This window comes from Ohtaekwangia kribbensis, assembly GCF_042676245.1.
GTDB lineage: Bacteria > Bacteroidota > Bacteroidia > Cytophagales > Cyclobacteriaceae > Ohtaekwangia > Ohtaekwangia kribbensis.
In genome coordinates, this window is sequence record NZ_JBHTKA010000001.1 from 61621 (window position 1) to 81830 (window position 20210).

The 20210-nt window shown below is 45.7% G+C and carries 11 protein-coding genes; 3 read left to right on the plus strand and 8 right to left on the minus strand.

Annotated features, from left to right (window positions below):
- Positions 1–1317 carry a gluconate:H+ symporter gene (locus tag ACFQ21_RS00340; protein ID WP_377573200.1) on the plus strand — a complete coding sequence of 439 codons (1317 nt, stop codon included), beginning with the start codon at positions 1–3 and terminating at the stop codon, positions 1315–1317.
- 47 nt (positions 1318–1364) lie between these two features.
- Here the strand turns inward: ACFQ21_RS00340 and ACFQ21_RS00345 are convergent, their stop codons facing one another.
- From ACFQ21_RS00345 to ACFQ21_RS00370, 6 genes are all read right to left on the minus strand, one after another.
- Positions 1365–2648 carry a mandelate racemase/muconate lactonizing enzyme family protein gene (locus tag ACFQ21_RS00345; protein ID WP_377573203.1) on the minus strand — a complete coding sequence of 428 codons (1284 nt, stop codon included), beginning with the start codon at positions 2646–2648 and terminating at the stop codon, positions 1365–1367.
- A 21-nt stretch (positions 2649–2669) separates the two neighbouring features.
- Entirely contained in the window at positions 2670–3620 is a 951-nt protein-coding gene (locus tag ACFQ21_RS00350; RefSeq protein ID WP_377573206.1) for an RraA family protein, read from the minus strand.
- 10 nt (positions 3621–3630) lie between these two features.
- Positions 3631–4758 (minus strand): bile acid:sodium symporter family protein, encoded by a 1128-nt coding sequence (locus tag ACFQ21_RS00355; RefSeq protein WP_377573209.1) that lies wholly within the window; start codon positions 4756–4758, stop codon positions 3631–3633.
- Positions 4759–4891: 133 nt separating this feature from the next.
- The gene (locus ACFQ21_RS00360; RefSeq protein WP_377573212.1) at positions 4892–5896 is read right to left on the minus strand and encodes an SMP-30/gluconolactonase/LRE family protein; all 1005 of its coding nucleotides are present in this window, start codon (positions 5894–5896) and stop codon (positions 4892–4894) included.
- Positions 5897–6053: 157 nt separating this feature from the next.
- Positions 6054–7601 (minus strand): SusD/RagB family nutrient-binding outer membrane lipoprotein, encoded by a 1548-nt coding sequence (locus tag ACFQ21_RS00365; protein WP_377573215.1) that lies wholly within the window; start codon positions 7599–7601, stop codon positions 6054–6056.
- Positions 7602–7605: 4 nt separating this feature from the next.
- Positions 7606–10860, minus strand: coding sequence for a SusC/RagA family TonB-linked outer membrane protein (locus tag ACFQ21_RS00370; protein ID WP_377573218.1), 3255 nt, complete (start codon positions 10858–10860; stop codon positions 7606–7608).
- A gap of 354 nt (positions 10861–11214) precedes the next feature.
- On the opposite strand from ACFQ21_RS00370, the gene ACFQ21_RS00375 reads away from it, so the two are divergent.
- Positions 11215–13137: an alpha/beta hydrolase-fold protein gene (locus ACFQ21_RS00375; RefSeq protein ID WP_377573221.1), complete on the plus strand. Its 1923-nt coding sequence runs from the start codon at positions 11215–11217 to the stop codon at positions 13135–13137.
- Positions 13138–13230: 93 nt separating this feature from the next.
- Positions 13231–14184 (plus strand): alpha/beta hydrolase, encoded by a 954-nt coding sequence (locus tag ACFQ21_RS00380; protein ID WP_377573224.1) that lies wholly within the window; start codon positions 13231–13233, stop codon positions 14182–14184.
- A 95-nt stretch (positions 14185–14279) separates the two neighbouring features.
- Here ACFQ21_RS00380 and ACFQ21_RS00385 read toward each other — a convergent pair whose 3' ends face one another.
- Both ACFQ21_RS00385 and ACFQ21_RS00390 read right to left on the minus strand, forming a co-directional pair.
- Positions 14280–16568: a CRTAC1 family protein gene (locus tag ACFQ21_RS00385; RefSeq protein WP_377573226.1), complete on the minus strand. Its 2289-nt coding sequence runs from the start codon at positions 16566–16568 to the stop codon at positions 14280–14282.
- A gap of 35 nt (positions 16569–16603) precedes the next feature.
- Positions 16604–20122, minus strand: coding sequence for a VCBS repeat-containing protein (locus ACFQ21_RS00390; protein WP_377573229.1), 3519 nt, complete (start codon positions 20120–20122; stop codon positions 16604–16606).
- Positions 20123–20210: the final 88 nt, after the last annotated feature.

Here is a 20210-nt window from a genome sequence, read left to right on the forward strand (position 1 = left end):
ATGACATTCATCATTCTTGTTGCGTGTATTGTAAGCCTGGTTGTGCTCACTACCTGGGCGAAGGTAAATCCTTTTCTTGCATTTCTCACGGTAGGTACTGCAGCTGCCCTGCTCTTGAGAATGCCGGTTGAAGATATATCGAAGTCGGTAAACAAAGGGATTGGTGATACGCTGGGCTCGCTCGTGATTGTTATTATACTCGGAGCGATGCTCGGGAAACTTGTTGCCGAGAGTGGCGCAGCACAACGCATCACACTTATGATGCAACAGTTCTTCGGCACACGGCATTTGGTATGGGCCATGAGCATCACAGGTTTTCTCGTAGGCATTCCGCTATACTATAATGTTGGCTTCGTGCTCATGATTCCGATTATATTTTCAGTAGCCTATCAATACAAGCTGCCGCTGATCTATGTAGGACTTCCGATGTTAGCTTCTCTTTCAGTGATGCATGGTTTCCTTCCCCCTCACCCATCGCCCATTGCGCTTGTGGTTCAGTTCAATGCCGATATAGCAACAACCTTCGGTTATGGAATTATCATTGCTATACCGGCCATCATTCTTGCAGGTCCGTTGTTTGCAACAACCATCCGCAACATTCCTGCGAGACCTGCAACGGTATCACTATGCGTAGAGAGACCACACCATGAATTGCCTGGCGCAGTAAATAGTTTAGTCTCATCACTTTTACCGGTTTTACTGATTGGTATAACTACACTCCTGTCGCGTATCTTTTCTGAGCATGCTATAGCGCAACGCGTTTTTTCGTTTGTTGCTGAACCTAATCAAGCCATGCTGTTAACCATTGTAATTGTGACGTATAGCCTCGGCATTGGCATGGGTAAGAAATTATCATCGATCATGAGCATCTATGGAGAAGCGGTGAAAGATATAGCGATGGTCTTGCTGATCATCGGAAGTGCGGGTATCCTGAAACAAATCTTTTTTGATAGTGGCGTAAGTAAAGATATTGCCGATGCATTCAAACAACTGGACTTCCCGCCTCTCATTTTAGCGTGGACGATAACAGCTGTACTAAGACTTGCGCTTGGTTCCGCTACGATAGCAGGACTAACGGCTGCCGGTGTGGTATATCCGCTAACACAACAAACCTACGTTGATCCCAATTTACTTGTGCTCTCGATCGGGGCAGGAAGTTTATTCTGCTCGCATGTAAATGATACAGCCTTCTGGCTTTTCAAAGAATACTTCGGATTAACGATTAAAGACACCTTTCGCTCCTGGACGATGATGGAGACACTTGTTTCAATCATCGGATTGATTGGTGTATTATTACTTGACTATATGATACGATAACTGACGTTGATGGCGATTGCTATCAACGTCTGTTATTCGTAAACCTGTTACTTAAAGAATGGATAACCGGGCGCAGCATATTTCTTCATTCCTTCTTCGTTAATATCAACTCCTATACCCGGTTTCTCCGAGAGTGTAATGAATCCATTTTCTACCATCGGTCCATCATACTTCACAATTTCTTTATACATCGGATCGGTATGAAAATACATTTGCCATTCGAGGATCATGAAATTCGGAACGGACGCACAAACATGACATGACGCCATCGCCCCGAGAAACGATGCAACCATGTGTGGTGCAAAAGGAACATAATATAGACTCGCGAGGTTTGCAATGCGTTGGCCCTCTCCCAGTCCGCCTGCTTTCTGCAAGTCTGGCATAATGATATCGACTGCGCCTAGTTCAAGTAATCGCCTGAAGCCATATGCGAGGTATAAATTTTCACCGGCACAAATCGGTGTACTGGTTGAATCTGAAATTATTTTATAGGCCTCTGCATTCTCGGCAGGTATAGGTTCTTCCAGCCACATCAGGTTAAGTGGTTCAAGTCGCTTGGCTATCTGCTGGCCGGTTACGGCATCGTATCGTCCGTGCATATCACAACATATATCGATGTCCGGTCCAACAGCTTCACGTGCGGCTGTAACCTGGTCGACCATGCGTTTCAATTCTCCGGGGCTTGCCGTCCAATTGTAGCTATCATATTTCGTGGGATCGTTTCGTTGGTCAAGATCAAACTTGATGGCGTTAAATCCCATCTTCTTTGCTTCCAATGCTGACTTGGCAAAGTCTTGTGGTGTTGGAAGGTTTCGTTGATACAACGCGGTGTCGCAATATACCCTGATCTTGTCACGGAACTTTCCGCCCAGCAATTGATATACCGGTACACCCAATGCTTTTCCGGCAATGTCCCAAAGCGCGGTCTCAACGGCAGAGAGCACGGCAATGTACATTCCGGCTTGTGCGCCCTGAAATATACCGGACTTCCGAAGATCATCAAAGATGCGATGAACGTTCAGCGGGTTCTTACCTTTTAACCGAAACTCCAACGCTTTCACAAAGTGATACGTGCCTGCCACGGCATCAACACCTTCCCCACATCCATATATACCCTGATCGGTATATATCTTCACAAACAAGCTGCTTCCATATTTGATAAAAGCGCATTGGACTTCCGTGATTTTTAAGTCTGCAGGTTTTGAATATGTATTACTTCGGTCTACAGCCTGCAGAAGGCTGTTACCAAACGTTGTACCCAAGGGCGCCAGCATGGCACCAGCGGTCACGGCACTCTTGAAGAATGCGCGTCTTGATTTTGTAGTTGACATCTATAGCATTGTTTATTTTATCTACCAGGTACGTTGCTTCAATAATTCCTGTATCTGTTCTTTCGGCACTGGGAGCTTGTCTGAATTAGCGCGAAGCCACTGCGAAAAATCCTTTTCAATTTCATCCGACCAACGTGTATCGATTTGACCTGGGGTATACTTCTGCTCGCGAAGTCGCTGGTGTCCGAACATATCACGAAGACGAACAACTTCCGATGTCTTCACGACTTTCTCTGCAAGGTGAGCGGGAATGAAGATGACACCACCATTACGGCCGAGCACAACATCGCCCGGCATAACGGTAGCTTTACCGATGCGCGTGGGTGTATTGATGCCTACCAGGGTTGTGTTCAGTTGTCCCTTCGGATCATTCAGGTGATGAGATGGATGGTAGCTGCGAAAGAAAGATGTAAATGAACCGATCTCTTTTAAACCGTTGACGTCTCTCACAGCACCGTTATATACTATGCCATTACCCGTCTTGGCGAAAATCGAGTTACCCAGGTTATCTCCTATAGTCGGGCCATCTTCATGGGCACCAAACTGATCAACCACATATACATCACGCTTTGTCAGCATATCTATAGGCCATGAGTTCTGCGATTTGATTCGTCCATCGCGCGTGTGGCCACGGTCATCAATGGCCCGATGTATATCCGGGCGGCCGGGCATAAAAGTCGCTGTTACAGCTCTCCCTACTAACACACTATCCGGATTGATGGTCATCCAATCGCCTTCGAACTGAAATTTGTAGTTCTCGTTACGCAACACGGCCCACGCTTCTTCCAGCGTCACAAGCTTCATGCGATCCAGTATAGCATCCGGCACTTTCGGCCGGCCATCAGCGTAACGCTCACCTTTCCATTCGGGAGTCAGGAAAATGAGTTCATCTTTCGATATCTGTTGTGTATATCCGGGTAAAAGATGAGTAAGAATTAAAAAGACAGCAAGTATATATTTTGTATTCGTCATAGTTGTCTCATTATGTTTTGGCATGTTGAATTTGATTGTCGTCTGCGGTCTCTTCAACTTTATTCGTATCCGGCAGAGGTCGTCCGCGCCACCAGAGTGCCAGCGAAGATCCCGTGATGTTCATGATCGGAGCAAACACGGCAGGCGCCAGCCCTACCGTTGCGAGCTTACCCATTGCCAGGGCCAGGCTTGAACCAAGTCCTGCATTCTGAAGACCAACTTCAATCGCGATCGTGCGACAATCCTTTTCCTCCATGCGCAGCATCCGCGCAGACCAATAGCCGAAGAAGTATCCGCTCAGGTTATGGATCAGTACCGCGAGTATCAGATAGCCACCAACGACCAGCAGTGCATCGCGACCTGCGGCCGTGATCACCACAATGATCAACCCGATTCCAATCATGGAAATGGTTGGCATGATATCGTCCAGTAGCTTGAATCGTCCGTGCAGAAATTTATTGAAAGCAAGTCCGGCACAAACCGGTATAATTACAATTTTGGTGATGTCCCATACCATCGCCCAGAAATCTATATGTATATATTGGCCTGCAAACACTTGCATGAACAGTGGCGTTACCAACGGTGAGATGAAAGTAGATATAGCCGTAAGCGTGACGGATAAAGCTAGGTTGGCTCGTGCCAGGTAAGTCATTACATTCGATGCCAGTCCATTCGGACAACTGCCGATCAGAATTATACCTGCGGCTACTTCATCTTCAAATGCAAAGATCCGCGTAATGAGAAAAGCAACAAACGGCATGATGAGGTAGTGACACGATACACCTGCAATAACACCCTTCGGCATTTTGATCACAGCAACAAAATCGCGCACGCTTAAACCGGTGCCCATACCGAACATGATGATCTGCATAAGCGGAACAATGAGTATAGAAAGCTTGACATTACCTACTGACACGAAGTACTGCGGGTAGTACATCGCTAAACTTACCGCGGCAAGAATCATTACGGTAAATGCGTAACCTTTTAAAAGTTCATAACGCCTGAGTATAGCAGCAACGGAAACGAAAAATACCATCAGCAACCATCCTGCATAGGTATGTGCATCAATGAGTGTGACCACCATGAAACCCATGGCCAACACTATAGAAAACAAAATCAATAAAAGATTCCTGGACATGCTATTCTTAAAAGTTAACGTCTGTGATTTGTATATGGAGTAAAGCAATAACGACTGAGAACGTAACGAAGGCTTCTAATAAAAGTCAGCGGAGAATTTTATACAACCGACTTCCCAGGACTGATTCGATCTCTCAGAATTTTTCAACGCCTTTTACATTCATCTTCAGTCCATTTACTTTATCGATAGGGCCTGTGATGAAAAGTGTTTTACCATCGCTTCCGCCAAATACATTATTGGTTGCACCACCGCCTGTAAAAATCCTGACGAGTTCTTTGCCGGATGAATCGAATACAACCACACCAAATCCATTGCTGATGTATATATTTCCGCGATCATCCATCGACATACCATCTCCACCCATGTCCGTAAACTCTTTCATGTTTGACAGTGATCCGTCTGCATTGATATCGAACACCCACGTGCCCCCCATGTTATCGCCTGCCCATTTGTTTATATATAACTTTTTTCCGTCAGGAGTTCCTACTACACCGTTGGGCCAGGAGTCTGCATCCCATTCTGATTGCGTTGTTACGCGCACCAATTCGGTCGCACCCGGTGCGAGGTAGTATACATGTCCTCCTTTACCTTCATCGGCTTGTTCAGAATGCGTTGGTGGCCACGCGGGGTTATTGAACTTGCGCGGATCATCTTCGTCCCAATAGTCGCGCGGGAACATCGGATCAGTGATATACATACCACCTGTTACCGGGTTGATCCAAACATCGTTGGGACCATTCAGGAGTTTACCATTGTAATTATCGGCAAGAACTGTATGACTTCCATTGGGTGCAATTTTCCAAATCTCACCGTGCATATCTGCGCAAGCAATCAGGTTGCCGTCTTTATCGAAGGCCATTCCATTGGCGCGACCTGTCTCTTCCAGGAAAGGTGATACCACGCGGGTATTTGCATCCCACTTGTAAATGATGTCGTTGGGTTGATCCGTAAAGAAAACATTCCCGCTCTTGTCAACAGCAGGACCTTCCGTGAACGAGTAGCCGGTACCATAGTTCACGAGTTGAGCATCGGTTGCAATTATACCTTGCGTATCGTCACCTGAATCATCATCGGAGCACGATATCAAAATCAAAGAAGACCATAACAGTGTAGTTATGATGAAGGTATTTTGTTTCATATGTTGGTGGTTTAAGAGTCTTGATTGCAGGGGAAAGCAGTATCATGTTAACATGAAGTGAAGAAAAGGCAACTGACATACATCAGTCGCCTTCAACCAAACCTAAATGAAAGAAACCTGTTTTATAGCTATATCTATATATACTCAGGATATATATCTATTGGATATCCCAAAAGACCCGTGAGAGTAAATTATCTCCACCGATAGCAGCCGCACCACCTGCGTAGCTTTCTGCATTGGCAGAGGCTTCACGATCAGGGAAAGACATTCTTCTGGCAAAGCCGCCATTCAATTTGGTGTTAAAGAGATTCGGACTTAAAACCGGATAACCGCTTCTTCTGAAATTGGCATACGCTTCCGTACCGTTTCTAAGATTGACCACCCAGTATTGTGTGTTGATGAGTTCAAGTGCGTTGGCTTCATCAAAGGCTACTCCGGGTTCAGCCAGGTATATATCGATTGCCTCTTCGGCAATGGGTGTGGCTTGCGGATAGAATGAATATGTATCTATATCTGCTTTTATACCTTCTTCATAATACGTCTGTGCATCTCCATCAACCCATCCTCTTGCTGCGGCCTCTGCTAACAGTAAAGATGTTTGCGCATAGGTTACATAGAACTCCGGTGCTGATGGTGACGCTACGATCCAGATGTTCATTTGAGAGTAATTGAGTCCGGCACCTCTGGCACCCCGATAAGGTCCGTTCGGATCACCGAGCTCTATACTTGTTTTACCAATGGGAACACCAAACTGGTTGGCAAGCTCAGTATCCGGATCTGTGTCGTTTACTACTGCACCGGGATCCTGGAAAGTGGCGAGTATATATTGTGCGCGCGGGTCGTTGGTTGTCTTAAGTTGATCAACAAATGGTTCTGCAGCATAGTTGAATTGCGAAAAATTCCGAAGGTTATTATTATCAGCATGCACAGCTCCGTTTCCATATTTTACATAGGCGTTGTCTGCATTAGAAGTCATCACTCCGCCTGCAACAGCTTCCTTAACTATACTTTCTGCTTTGCCTGGATTTACTTTGGTATATCGCATTCCCAACCGGAGCAACAATGAGTTGCCAAGCTTTTTCCATTTCGCTATTTGCGCAGGTGCATCAGCAGCGGGGCTTAGACTGTTCTTGCCATAAAATAAATCTTCCGGAACATAATCGGCACTGGTATTAAATGCAGCCAATGCTTCTTTGATCTCTTTGTACAAGTCTTCATAGATTGCAGCATCGTCATCGTAAGCCGGAAAGTATTCTAACTGTACAGCTTTGCCCGCGTTGAAGTATGGTACATCGCCATATTCATCTACTACACCCATGAACGTTTGCGCCTTCCAGATGCGAATCATACTCATCAGGTTAATACGCTCGGTATCGTCTCCGAGAATGTTCATGGCCTGAACCAGGTTTCGGATCGTAGTCGGATAGGACTGATCCCACTTCGGATTACAGATGAGATCTATATCTTCATTAAAGTTGAAGCCAAGATTTGCACCGGTGTTATACGGACAAACAAAATGTTGAACGATGGTGTGCTCGGCTGACCATGTACCCAGGTGTGTACGTTGTGCCCCCGCGAACAGAAGTGCAGGATCTATTTCGGAGACAGCATAAGGATTCGTGTTCACCTCGATGAAATCTTTGTCGCATCCTGTAGCGAACAAAAGTGCTGCGCTGAAAAATATACTATACTTTATGATTTTCATAGTATTAGAATCTGGCGTTTAAGGTAAGGTTATAGTTGCGCGTTGTAGGAAGCGCTGTGTTTTCGTAACCGGCACGGAAATCACCGGAAGACTGAACCGATTCCGGATCGAGGCCCGGCAGATCTTTATAGAGTATGGCTACATTTCGGCACCCTGCTGTGAGCGTAAGTCCTTTAATGAAACTCATGGCAGGAATTTTACGCAGCGCACTCGTAAAGTTGTAAGACACTGAAATATTCCGAAGCTTTACAAAATCAGATTTGAAGGTAAAGGGATCGCCGATCTGTTTGTTGCGATAATCCGCATAGAAGCCTTGAAGATCGGTAACAACCGTTGTATTGGCTTCGCCCGAATTTTCATATACCGCAGGATATACTATACCGTTCTCTCCTTCTCTCCGGCCTTCAAGCGAAAGCTTGGAATGGCCCTGTCTCAACATATTCAAATGCGTTGACGACAACACGGTGCCTCCAAACTTGTAGTCGATGTGAATACCCAGTGAGAGGTTCTTATAGCGGAAGGTGTTGTTCCACCCCCCTACATGTTTTGGAATAGAGCTGCCGACCGGGAGAAAGCCGTTTGTCTTTTCGGCACCAGGTGTTGCGCTGGTTGTCTCAAGCAGTCTTCCGTTATTATCAACAACGACTTGCCCGTTTGCATCTCTGCGATACGTTCGGGTATATAGTTGGTTCATGGCCATCCCTTCGGTATATCTTAGCTCACCGAGGAATTCATTTCCGGTTCCATTGAAATATAGTACTAACAATGTACCGCTGGCGTTTCCAACATCCAGTACTTCTGTCTTTAGGTAAGCATTATTCCAGGAAGTTGTCCAACTGAAATCCTGCGTCTGGATAGGTGTTCCTTCGATCAGCGTTTCCAAACCACGGTTTTGCAGGGAGGCCTTATTCTGTTTGGTGTTGTTATAGCCTGATGCACTTGATATAGCAACTTCCAGTATCTGGTCCGTTGTAACTTTATCAAACGCTCCTATATCCAACAACAACCTGTTGTTAAACAGTCTCATCTCAACGCCAATCTCTTTCTCTTCTACTGTGAAAGGTCTTAGCGTTGGATTCGGTGCTAGCGTACCCGATATACCCGCTGTAGTCTGTCCGTTAAAAGGCGGATTGATAATATAGTTCAGTACACCATCGTACGGATTTACGCCATTGGCACTTCCTACTTCCGCCCACGATGCGCGGAGTTTACCGTAAGAGAGCCAGTTCTGATCGCCTAACAATTCCGAGAAAATGAGACTTCCTGATACCGATGGATAAAACACACTGTTGTCGTCCGGGTTCAATACCGAGAACCAGTCTTTTCGTCCGGTGAAGTTGATATATACTAATCCGTTGTATCCGAATTCAGCCCAGCCATAGAGTGAGTTGATACGCGACTTGCTAAAGTTATAGGGTGAGAAACCCTGCAGCAGTGGGTCGGGTTCATTGAGCCAGGTGATCGTTCCATTCTTCAATGCATATAGATCGGGCACCGTAAAGCTTCGTGAGTACTGCGAATGTTGCTGGAATCGTGTTCTCCAGGTGTTACCACCGAAGCTCGCATCGACCGAGAATTTTCCAAATTCTTTGTTACCACCAATGAGAAAGTCTGCGTTGATATCCTGTGTTTCGTCTTGCTGAATATCATAGCGGCCTCTGTACTTGCCGAACTCATCAAGGGTCGATGTGGCTCCTGAACCATTCAATTGATTCCACTCCATGAAGCTCGAGCCGCGATCATAGTTATACCTGCCCTGTATATATAGCCAGTCGGTGAGCTTGTAACGTAGTGTTGCTGTTGCCAACAGGCGATTTCTGTCGTCATTAAAGAACTGACGTTTTTTGATCTGGAAGTATGGATTGTTTATCGTTCCCAGAAATCCATTTGTACGATATTCAGCATTGGTAGCCGGGTTGATGGCACTCTCGTCAAAAGCGCTGAGCGGTGTAGATATAGACATCCTTCCGAAGAAGTTAATGGCTCCGTCACCTTGCGTTCCGATCTGGGGTGGATTGATGTTCTCTTCGGAAGCATAGTTTACATTCAATTGTACACTAAGTTTGCTGGATAGATTATGATTGATACCAACATTGAAAATTCTCTTTTTATACTCATTGGTTGGCACGATACCTTTCGCATCTGTATTGGAGAAAGACATCCGGAAACTTCCATTGGGTCCGCCACCTGAAATCCCTAATGTGTTAGTCCAATTCGATCCGGTCTGAAGAAAATCAAACAGCCGGTCTTCGTATGCCGAATAAGGACGCATCACACCATCAAAATTTATAGTGGGCTTTCCATCCAGTCGCTCACCAAAACCAAATTGACCATTCGACTGTGCTTCACCTTGTGTCTGTGGTCTTACGCCACCTCTTCCCATACCGTATTCGGTTTGCGTAATCTCACCCAGAAAATTAAGCGCGTGCGAACTGGTATAGCTTGAAGTATAATCCACACCTATACCCTGGTCTTTGCTTCCTGATTTTGTGGTAATGATAATAGCACCATTCGCAGCACGCGCACCATATATAGCAGCAGCGGTTGAACCTTTCAACACCGTCATACTTTCAATGTCATCGGGATTTATGTTTTGCAGGTTGTCACCGCGATCGCGCTGGTTTACTGCTCCATTTCCATTGGCACCTCGCGCGCCCTGATCGATCGGCAATCCGTTGATCACGATGAGCGGTGCATTGTTCGCACCGGCAAAAGCAGCTTGTCCGCGCAGGCGTATCTGCATACTCGAACCTGCACCGGCAGCAGGAGGCGTGATGTTCAAGCCAGCAACTTTACCTTCGAGCGACTCCATTACATTGGTTGTTCTGTTATTGAGAAGCTCATCTGTTTTTACCGATGTTACGGCATACCCCAGCTTCTTGGATTCCTTCTGAACGCCCAGTGCTGTGACTACGACTTCATTCAGGGAAACAACATCCGCTTCGAGCGTGACGCTGATAACCGTCTGTCCATTGACATTTACTTCTTTTGATTTGTACCCAATGAACGAGAACACCAGGACATCATCGCTGCTTACGCTGGTCAAAGAAAAATTTCCATCAGCATCTGTGACAGTGCCCCCAGTTGAGCCACGCACCAGCACATTTACTCCGGGCAGTGGTGTACTGGTTTCATCGAGTACTTGCCCCTTGATAGTTTGCTGTTGAAGGTTCGTGAAATAAAGTCCACCACTCCCCGCCCACGCATCCGTACATGCCAGTGAAAGCATGCTCATTAATAGTGCATAAAGTTTTCTCATAGAGTTGTTAGTTTGGTGATGTTTTGCTCAGATCGACCGTCAGTTTATTAAGTGTTCAACCGACATTTAAGGATCGAAGTTGGAGAATCCTAAAAGCTGGAACTTCCAATTAAAGCCACCGATGAATTTTGCACACGTTTGCAAAAGCAGGATTTACCCGCTTATTAAAATAGGCGGGTTCCAACCGCTCACCACCGCTCTCAGGCAGTTCAGATAACTGGTCGTTGTTTAATTGTATTTACAACACTTTATTTTCAAATTCTTGATGCAACCGAAATCGAATTTGTGATGCCATACAACGATGAAGTCTGAATCTGGAATGAACTCAACAAAACACCAACCCAATAAAATGTTATGAAAAAAATCACGCTTCTGATTTTTCTGTTACCCATCATGTTCACGCGAGTCAGCGCACAACAGCAGGCTTTGCGGGCACCCGATGGTTTTGATGTTCCGCAGCATCAAACTGCACAGGGTAGAATTGATTCGATATCGTATCCCTCAACAACTGTAGGTGCTTCGCGAAAAGCCCTGGTATATACACCACCCGGCTATAGCAAAAAGAAAAAGTACCCGGTGCTATACCTGTTACATGGTATAGGTGGCGATGAAAAAGAATGGTTAAAGGGCGGAGCTCCACAAGTCATTCTGGACAACCTATATGCAGCCAATAAACTAGCTCCCATGATCGTTGTGCTGCCCAACGGACGCGCGATGAAAGATGATCGTGCAGTAGGGAATGTTTTTGACAGCGCGAAGGTAAAAGCGTTTTCAACCTTTGAAAAAGACTTGCTGCACGACTTGATTCCATTCGTGGAAAAGAAGTATGCTGTACTGAAAGACCGGGAGCATCGTGCTATTGCCGGCCTCTCTATGGGCGGTGGACAATCGCTTAACTTTGGTCTAGGCAACCTCGACACGTTCGCGTGGGTAGGTGGTTTCTCTTCTGCGCCCAATACGAAAGTTCCGGAAGCTCTCTTCCCTGTTCCCAATAAAGCGAAGGCACAATTGAAGCTCCTATGGATCTCCTGTGGAATTGATGATAACCTGATGCTCTTCAGCCAGCGCACGCATGACTATGCAAAGGCTATAAATATACCGCACATCTTTTACGTTGAGCCTGGCGGACATGACTTCAAGGTTTGGAAAAACGATCTATACATGTTTTCGCAGTTGCTTTTCAAAACGCCTGATCCGCAGTCATTCGAGAAATATACCGTGTTGGGAACAGCTGCCACTACCAATGTACGATCTGCAAAATATCCGCGTATACTTCCGGGCAGTCGCGTGTTGTTTCGACTCAAGGCACCAGACGCCAAGAAGGTGCAGATCGATCTTGGCAAAAAATACGACCTGGTAAAAGATGCCAATGATTTTTGGGAAGTTACAACCGACTCGATCTCGGAAGGATTCCATTATTACTCGCTGTTGATTGATGGCGTGGCTGTGGCTGATCCTTCGAGCCAGACATTTTATGGAATGGGCCGGATGGCGAGCGGACTCGAAATGCCTTTTGCCGGTGATGACTATTACGCTGTGAAAGACGTGCCTCACGGTAATATACATACCAGGCGATATTACTCCACGGTAACCGGTTCCTGGCGCAGGATGTATATATATACTCCTCCCGGGTACGACCACACCACCGAAAAATACCCGGTGCTATATATACTTCATGGTGGTGGCGAAGACGAAACGGGTTGGGCAACGCAAGGCAAAACTGATCTCATCCTGGATAACCTCATCGCTGAAAAGAAAGCAAAGCCAATGCTCATTGTGATGATGGATGGTAATCTCGGCACCGGTGGTATCGCTAATTTCGGAGAGCAATCGCTGCGCATGTTCGAAGATGAATTAAAGCAGGTTGCTATTCCGTTTGTTGAGAAAAATTATCGTGCAGAAACGGAACAGAAAAAAAGAGCGCTCGCAGGTCTTTCCATGGGCGGACTACAAACTTTGCATGCCGGTGTTCGAAACACAAACCTGTTTTCATACCTCGGTGTATTCAGTTCAGGATGGTTTGCCAATCAACCAAACTTGTCTCAACCACAATATGATTACATGAAAGACAACGCAACTTCCATCAACACGAATGTGAAAAGCTTTTGGATCGCGATGGGCGGCAAAGAAGACATTGCCTATAACAACTGTAAAGCGATGTGCAGCAAGTTCGATGAGCTGGGCATAAAATATACCTATAACGAATATCCGGGAGGCCACACATGGCCGGTATGGCGGAATAACCTGTATAACTTTTCGCAGCTGCTGTTCAGGTAACCAGTGTTAAGTCGAATCACCATCGGACTATATATATGCTCTATACGTAAGTAATATTATTTCAAATCATATATACCCAAACCCAATCTTACCATGCACAACACATTACATAAGCTGACTAAAATTGTCATGCTGATCGCTTTATTCGCCATCACTACGTTTGCTATGGCGCAGGACGGCACTATATATCCGCTGGCAACGCCAGCTGAACCTAACGCTATACCGCTCGGCACCGGTGGTGTTCAGGGACAACCTGCACAGGAAACGTGGTTTCGTCAATGGGGCGACCCGATGGCTCGAAACATTACCAAAGCTACCCTTACGCCTTTCCTGCCCAAACCCGGAAAGGCCAATGGCGCAGCTGTTATTGTAGCACCCGGTGGTGGCTTCCGATGGCTGTCGTTGGGTAATGAAGGCTGGGAAGTAGCACAGGCGCTTGCGGATCAGGGTATCGCTGCGTTCGTACTCAAGTATAGACTCTTTCCAACGCCGGAGTCATTGGATGGTTTCAAGGAATCAATGAACAGAACTTTCGCTGCTGCTACACCACCTTCCAACGATGGTAAAAAAGAAGCGGCTCCCGCGAGTCCGCCACGTATGGATTTATCGAATCAGCTTCAGGATGCAGAGGCCGCCTATGCAATGATTGTGAAGCGAGCTTCCGAATGGGGAGTTGATACAGCGCGATTAGGCATGATCGGTTTTTCAGCAGGCGCTGGTCTTACGATGCATTGTACACTTAACTCGAAGACTATGAAACTGCACTTCATCGGTCCTATATATGGCGGTATGGGGCCGGTAGATGTACCCAAGAATGCTCCGCCTATGTTCAGTGTTATAGCTACCGATGACTTCCTTTTCCGCGGACAATTTGGTGTCATTGATTCGTGGTATAAGGCGGGGCGCCCTGTGGAGTTTCATTTATACCAGAATGGCGGACACGGCTTCGGACTTGGAAATCCCGGCCGGACAAGTAATCGCTGGTTTGATGCATTTATACACTGGCTGGACGTTAACCAATTTCTGGTAGCCAAGGCTAAGAAGTAACGTTACTCACCAGAGAAATGACTGGTCGACATTTAAGATGTCGACCAGTTTATTTTACATCAATCGTTCTGATACCAGGCAAAATATACCGACCCTTATTCACAAAGCGGAATTTCCGGAGTTGGATTTGAAGTATCAAATACCCGATATGAATGCTGATGTGAATGACCGGAATTAAATTGAAACTCTTTGGAAGGTATATATTCTATTGCATCTTTACCTTCAACAATACGGAGAAAATGATTCGGTTCAATATTCCGGCAAATCTGCTTGTTGCCCGGATGCCATTGAATTTCTATTTCATCAATCTTCGTTGCGCGACCAATGCCAATTTCTCTTCGGAGCGGAGAAGCACCGAAGCTTCCGCCTGAATTAACATCGCGATATATACTCCGCTTTACTCCATTTTCAGTAACCGTAATTTTGATGCGCGTGCCAATTGCACTACGATTTGATTTTGTACCTACCAGATCAAGGACGATCCAACGGTTTCGTTCATCCTGGTTGGGGTTGGCATAGAAAGCATTATGAAATGCATCGCCTTTATACGCACCGCCCAGCTCGATATATATATCCTGATCACCATCGTTATCTACATCGGCAAATGAAATGGCGTGTCCTTTCTGAAGGTGTCCTACACGTGCAGGTGCCGTAACATCCACAAATCTTTTTCCGCCTATATTTTTAAAAAGCTTATTCGGCACGATCGATTCGAGTTCAGGATTACCGGTACCTAAATACATATCAAGGTATCCGTCATTATCTATATCACCAAAGTTAGCGCCCATCGCGAATGCTTTTTTCGCCAGTCCTGTTTCTTTCGAAACGTTGGTGAACGTTCCGTCCCGGTTGTTCCTATATACTATACTCGCACCGGAAGTGCCTGTTGAAATATGTAATGCTTCAGCGGCTGAATAGGAAGCGATTGGCATATCGAATGTAAAATCTCCTACGAAGAGATCGAGCCACCCATCGTTGTTATAGTCCCAGAACCAGGTAGGAAATGTTCTGCTTACGCTGTCAGCAGCAACACCGGCTTGTTTAGTCACATCTTCAAACAAGGGTATATTTCCGGATGCGCCTTTGTTCTTTAGCAGAAAGCGCTCACCGGATAGTGAGGTTACAAATATATCTTTCCAACCATCGTTGTTATAGTCGCCTGATGTAACGCCTTTTACAAACCCGATTACGTCAACACGAGACTGTGTAGCTGCATTGGTAAATGTTCCGTCCTGATTGCTCAAAAACAATTCTGCCGGATGTGAGCCGGAGCTTGCATTACCTTCCCACGATTCGTTGCCGATGAATACATCTAACCAGCCATCGTTGTTGAAGTCGTTCCACGTTGCTGTTTGTGTTGGGTGAAACGATATTATACCGCTCTCGATCGTAACATCGATAAACGTACCATCACCATTATTTTTAAGAAGAGAATTAGGTTGTTTGCCATAGTTACCGCGAAGCCACGCGCCCCGCAAAACAAAAATATCTTTGAAGCCATCGTTATTATAGTCCATCTGCATCAGGTTCAAACCACCGGTTAATTGATCTAATCTTGTCTGCTCGGATCGGTCTGTAAAAGTACCATCACCATTATTCCGGAAGTAGTGCATTGACTCATCTATACCCCACGCGGATGTTACGATGTCCAGTAATTCATCATTATCAAAATCATCAATGATGCATCCACCGGCCATGTTATTTATATCCAGTGAAAGCGGAGACGCTATATCCTGAAACGGTTTTATGGAAATGCAGGAGTCAATCTGTGCCGTTGAGACATCGAGCCCCGGAACTACCATGGATGGAGGAACACCGTCAGGATATTCGCCAAGCGTCATATAGGCTATATTAACAAGCCAACGGTATTCCAGGTTCTGCGGATTGTCTCGGAGTAATTCTTCATAGATACGCGCGGCATTACGCGAACCGTCCGGCAATGTATGAATGCCGCTGCCTTGAATGGGCAGGATGCATGTCTCCGCAGAATGATTGCGGATACAATTCATTCTTTCGCCACCGCGCAGATACGCCAGTGCCAAAAGTACTTTCATGCGATCCATGCCCTGAATATTTTCAGCGTTGATCTTTCGGACTTGTGGTTCGAGAATCTGCACAGCTTCATCTTCACGTCCCAAGGCAATTAATGCCCTCGCTTTGCTGTGCGTAAGGAACATAATATCCTGAGCACTGCCCGATGCGTTGATCAATGAATCATAGTAACGCACATGCGCTTCCGAAGCATAGTAATTATCAAAGCGACTATAGTCTGTCTGTAACTGTTTCAGGATATTCAACATCTCTTCATGAGAAGCATCTTCCTTTCCGCAGGAAATAATCAGGCAGCAGAGAAGTATACATCCGATGCCTGTAATTTTTTTCATGATATTTTCAGTGTTCGTTCAAATGATCACGCTTTTCACTTACTTCTCCCGGAGGTTGTCACCTTTGAGACAGTTCTATTTTTAACGAAAGCCCTGCCCGAAGATGAAAGATACCCACTCCCTATATATAGCTCTTCCTTCCTCTTTTTTCCATTGGCAAGTTCAACGATAGCATATTCATCGCCTGGTTTTGGTCGGACAACCGACTCACCTGCACTTATGGCGGGCTTCCTGAATACTTTAAGGCTATCCCTGTTTTGGGTAACGAGGAATAATTCTCTTCCCTCTGTTGAGATCAACCTCGCTATAGCTTTCGCATCGCCATCAACAAAAAAACCGGATTGTGTAACGGGAACTGCTTTAAAATTCCCTTTACCATCACCCCGGAGATAATTACCGATGCCTGCATCATAATAACCGGATAAGACTTCGCATGCATACGAATTACCAACGGAGAGTATATCCAGATTACCATCTTCATCCAGGTCTGTTATCAGCGTGCCAAACATGGGTGTAAACTGCGCTTCCGATGGCAGCGGTTTTACTTCGAATTTATGACTCCCGTTGTTTTGAATATATACCGATGACAGCATCGTACTTTTCAACACCATCGCATTCTGAAGTTTCTCGTTGGAGAATAGATCACGTATACCCATGCCGCCATATAGCGAATAACGGGTTGCAACACCGCGCAGACCTGGAATCTGGCCGGTAAGTGCTTCACGCGGGTGCACCGGGTATTCCTTTCCCTGGATATACCGGCAATGAATTGGATCAACGGATCCGTTGTTATCAAAGTCTTTTGCATATACCGTTACGGGTTCTTCAACAGAAGCTTTATAGATTGAATTACGTCCGAGGTTGCCCGCTATATAGTCTATATCACCATCGTTATCAAAGTCGCCACCGGATATACTGTTCCACCATCCGGCCGAGTTCTGCAATGTTACAGGTGTAAATGATTTACCTTTTTCGTTGATAAAAAAAGTTATTGGCATCCACTCTCCCACCACGATCAAATCAGTCCAGTCATCATTGTTTACATCAGACCAAATTGCCGAAGTTACCATACCAACGTTGCCAAGTTCTGAAGAGAATATTGATGTCTTATTCTCAAATTTACCATCGCCTGTATTGACCAGAAGATAACTGTCCGGTGTTTCCGGATAGCGCATGGGAACAACTCTTCCTCCTACAAAGAGGTCGAGATCTCCATCACGATCAAAGTCACTTGCTACTACACAACTTCCGCTGCTGGTAAGTTCTGGTAAAGCGTTTGCTTCATACACGAATTTACCTTTGCCTGAATTTCTGTAGAACCGATCCTGGTAATTTACTTTGTCGTGTTTAAATTCAGAGCTTCCGCTAACACAGTATAAATCCTCGTCTCCATCATTGTCTGCATCAAAAAGAAGTATCCCCACGTCTTCTGCTACTTTTACCTGAAGAGAGTCCGTTTTGAATGAACCATTCTGCTGCTGCAGGTATATTTTAGCGCGTTTTCCGGCCGATCCTCCCAGTATAAAATCATCAAGCCCATCACCATCAACATCCCCTACGGTTATACCGGGTCCGTCCTGTGAATGCTTGTGCGGCAACAAAAACTGACCTTCCAGAAAATCAACAAATTCGTCCTCCCGATGTTGATAGTGTATCCCCATGGCCTTATGAGACTCCGTTACTATAGTTACCAAAGGAGCACGCTGCTCGCGCGTTGCAACGGCATCGCGCTGCTTCACCGTGATGACCTGGTTGACGGGAACATTCCGCAAGATCTGACGCTTCCCTCCTGCCCACGTTATTTTAATGGAATCAACTTTACCCGAAGGTACTTTACCAAGACCAATGTGCTCGATGTTCTCGACTGTAGATTTATAACCGCGTATAGTCTGATGTTCGGCATAATGCACCGCTCCATTTGCGTATAGGGTTATCGTTGTTCCATACCCTGCCAGGTTGCCTTTTTCTCCCTGCAGTTTGATTCTCAGATAATGATAATCACTTTTCGTCTTGTCGGTGATGAGATCATTGCGATAAACAAATGCTTCATCGTTAATGTTGTTGGTAACCAGGTCAAGATCCCCATCATTATCCAGGTCAGCATAAGCAGCACCATTGGAATACGATGGTTGATCGAGCCCCCATGCTTTAGCCTTATCGGTAAATGTCAGATCGCCATTGTTACGAAAGAGGAAATTAGGCTTTCGCACACCGGGTAACTTTTCCACTTCTTCGCGAATGTGTTTCATTCTGTTTCTGTCGGTGCTGAACATGGCAAGCTCTTTACCGTATGCAATAAAATCCTGATCGGTAACATCCTTGCGATACCCGTTGCCCACAAACAGATCGCGATAACCATCGTTGTCGAAATCAGCAAACAAGCTGCTCCAGCTCCAGTCGGTTGCATATATACCGGATAAATATCCGATATCACTGAACGAGTTGTTGCCGTTGTTAAGCTGCAGTACATTCCGGATGTATTGATACTCGTATCCCTTCTCACGAAAAAGGCGGAAGCGATCGTAGCCGACTGTTGAGAACATTGTTTTTTGACGCAGGTTGTCATCGGGCAACATATCCAACACCACGATGTCATTCAATGCATCGTTGTTGATGTCGGCTATATCGATGCCCATTCCGTTCTGCTCCTGGTGCTTGAGCATTGCCCCTATGTTATTAACAAACTTACCATCACCTGTATTGATATATAGATGATCGTTAGACATGAAATCATTCGCGATATATAGGTCTGGATAGCCATCGCGGTTAATATCGTTCACTACAATGCCGAGTCCCCACCCTTCAGCCTGTACACCAACCTCGCGGGATATATCTTTAAAAACGGGTAAACCATTCACCACTCCTTCATTGCGATAGAACTTATCGACACTCTTTCCGGTACCATCGTTCCGCAGTCCCATGATCTGGTTTCGGTTATACGACTCAAGCGCGTTGGTTAACATATACATGTCGAGATCGCCATCCAGATCGTAATCGAGGAAAGCGGCCTGCGTTGCATAGCTCGAATCAGCCAGTCCTACTTTGGCTGCAACTTCTTCAAATACCGGAATGCCTTCCTGGTTGACACCTTTGTTGAGGTATAAAAGATTCGGCACAGCTGCCTTGCTGGCATGAGGCTGAATCGTAGATATATATACATCGAGTAATCCATCCTGGTTTATATCAACCATGGACACGCCTGTACACCATACGTTGGTTTTTATAGAAGCGCTTTCGCTGATGTCGTCAAATTCGAAATTACCTTTATTCAGGTATAGCGTACTCGGCACCATATTACCGGCAAAGAATATATCCGTCAGTCCATCGTTGTTTACATCGCCAACACCTACCCCTGCACCGTTGTAGATATATTCAAAACTTAGCACATTGAAACTATCGGATTCGGTAAGCCGGTTATTAAAAGTGATACCGGTATCCGATGATGACAGCAATTGAAATAATGTTTTCTCTTCCTGTCGACTACAAGTTATCAATAGGAAACCAAGCATTGCTATAGCAAGCAGGCGAATACAAGCGCCATTCAAAACGCTCATTGTCTTACATATTTTCTCTACAGGCATCATACGCTAGGGTATATATTCAATTGACTTTAACACGAAAAGGAGCGAGAAAAAACTCGCT

What these genes read in the sequence shown, in the direction of transcription:
- ACFQ21_RS00370 (WP_377573218.1), bottom strand. Translation starts at nt 10,860, where the DNA reads ATGAGAAAACTTTATGCACTATTAATGAGCATGCTTTCACTGGCATGT.
- ACFQ21_RS00355 (WP_377573209.1), bottom strand. Translation starts at nt 4,758, where the DNA reads ATGTCCAGGAATCTTTTATTGATTTTGTTTTCTATAGTGTTGGCCATG.
- ACFQ21_RS00380 (WP_377573224.1), top strand. Translation starts at nt 13,231, where the DNA reads ATGCACAACACATTACATAAGCTGACTAAAATTGTCATGCTGATCGCT.
- ACFQ21_RS00390 (WP_377573229.1), bottom strand. Translation starts at nt 20,122, where the DNA reads ATGAGCGTTTTGAATGGCGCTTGTATTCGCCTGCTTGCTATAGCAATG.
- ACFQ21_RS00340 (WP_377573200.1), top strand. Translation starts at nt 1, where the DNA reads ATGACATTCATCATTCTTGTTGCGTGTATTGTAAGCCTGGTTGTGCTC.
- ACFQ21_RS00360 (WP_377573212.1), bottom strand. Translation starts at nt 5,896, where the DNA reads ATGAAACAAAATACCTTCATCATAACTACACTGTTATGGTCTTCTTTG.
- ACFQ21_RS00365 (WP_377573215.1), bottom strand. Translation starts at nt 7,601, where the DNA reads ATGAAAATCATAAAGTATAGTATATTTTTCAGCGCAGCACTTTTGTTC.
- ACFQ21_RS00350 (WP_377573206.1), bottom strand. Translation starts at nt 3,620, where the DNA reads ATGACGAATACAAAATATATACTTGCTGTCTTTTTAATTCTTACTCAT.
- ACFQ21_RS00345 (WP_377573203.1), bottom strand. Translation starts at nt 2,648, where the DNA reads ATGTCAACTACAAAATCAAGACGCGCATTCTTCAAGAGTGCCGTGACC.
- ACFQ21_RS00375 (WP_377573221.1), top strand. Translation starts at nt 11,215, where the DNA reads ATGAAAAAAATCACGCTTCTGATTTTTCTGTTACCCATCATGTTCACG.
- ACFQ21_RS00385 (WP_377573226.1), bottom strand. Translation starts at nt 16,568, where the DNA reads ATGAAAAAAATTACAGGCATCGGATGTATACTTCTCTGCTGCCTGATT.